Below are 1,319 nucleotides of genomic sequence, written 5' to 3' on the forward strand. Positions count from 1 at the left end.
GACGGAATGCTATACTCCGTTCCTTATGAGTACATCAAACGTAAGGTTGATGTGAGGATAACAGATAAAACCATTGAAGTTTTCTACAACCACAACCGCATTGCTTCCCATCGGCGACTTTATGGTCGTAAGGGACAATACAGCACCATTGTGGAACATATGCCGGAAGATCACCAGAAATACCTGGAATGGAACGGTGACCGTTTCCGTCAATGGGCTGAGCGGATTGGAACTAATACGTACAAGGTCGTGGATGCAATACTTACCTCAAAGCATGTGGAACAACAGACTTACAAAAGTTGTATGGGGCTCCTAAAGCTGGCTGACAAATATTCAGTCGGGCGTCTGGAGTCAGCCTGTGAAAAGGCTTTAAGCTATACCGCATCACCCAGTTACAAGAGTATCAAAAATATACTCACAACTGGTCAGGACAAGTCTTTTTCAGTAACATCTAAAGAAGAAACCACACACAAGAACAGCTACGGCATTACAAGAGGTGCCGGCTATTATGGGAGGTACGATTGATAAATTAATCGAAATGCGTCTTACCGCAATGGCAGATGCATTCCGCATCCAACTTAACGATCCAAAAATGAAAGAAGTGCCTTTCGAAGACCGTTTTGGAATGCTGACGGATATCGAATACAGCAGCCGTAAGAATAATCGTCTTAGGAGACTGATTCGGAATGCCGAATTCGATCAACCTGATGCCAGTATCATGGATATTGATTACACATCAGGGCGCAGGCTAAACAAGGACTTCATAAAACGACTTGCAACCTGCGAATATATCACTGAACACCGAAATCTTTTTATTACCGGTGCAACAGGCAGTGGCAAAACCTACATGGCATGTTCATTCGGTATGGAGGCCTGCAAACAGTATTACAACACGAAATATGTCAGACTTCCTGACCTTCTGATTGACCTTGAAATGGCAAGGAATGAAGGTACTTACAAGAAAGTCATGGCAAAATATGCGAATCCTGTTCTACTCGTCATTGATGAATGGCTACTTCTCAAACCAGCCGCGAACGAGCAAAAGGATATTTTCGAACTGCTGCACAAGCGCCGCAAGAAATCATCTACAATCTTTTGCTCCCAGTATCGAATGGAAGGCTGGTATGAACAACTTGGCGGAGCAGATGGTCCACTGGCAGATGCCATACTGGATCGCATTGTACACGAGCATACAAAATCAATATCGAAAGCATTGATGCTACAAAAGACTTTTCAATGCGCGAGGTATACGGACTAGATAAGTCTATTAGCGAGTAATATTTGATTTAGGCGATTTCCAGTTCCGGACAAGTGATTTC

Annotated in this window: 1 protein-coding gene and 1 pseudogene; both read left to right on the plus strand. The window is 43.5% G+C overall.

Annotated elements, in window-relative coordinates; all coding sequences use genetic code 11:
* A partial coding sequence (locus OXPF_RS18680; protein ID WP_423230588.1) for a Mu transposase domain-containing protein occupies positions 1-525 on the plus strand: 525 nt, incomplete at its 5' end.
* Positions 509-1,278 (plus strand): annotated as a pseudogene (gene istB / locus OXPF_RS18685) (IS21-like element helper ATPase IstB). The gene OXPF_RS18680 and the pseudogene istB, both read left to right, overlap by 17 nt.
* Positions 1,279-1,319 lie beyond the last annotated feature (41 nt).

Source organism: Oxobacter pfennigii (assembly GCF_001317355.1).
Taxonomy (GTDB): domain Bacteria; phylum Bacillota; class Clostridia; order Clostridiales; family Oxobacteraceae; genus Oxobacter; species Oxobacter pfennigii.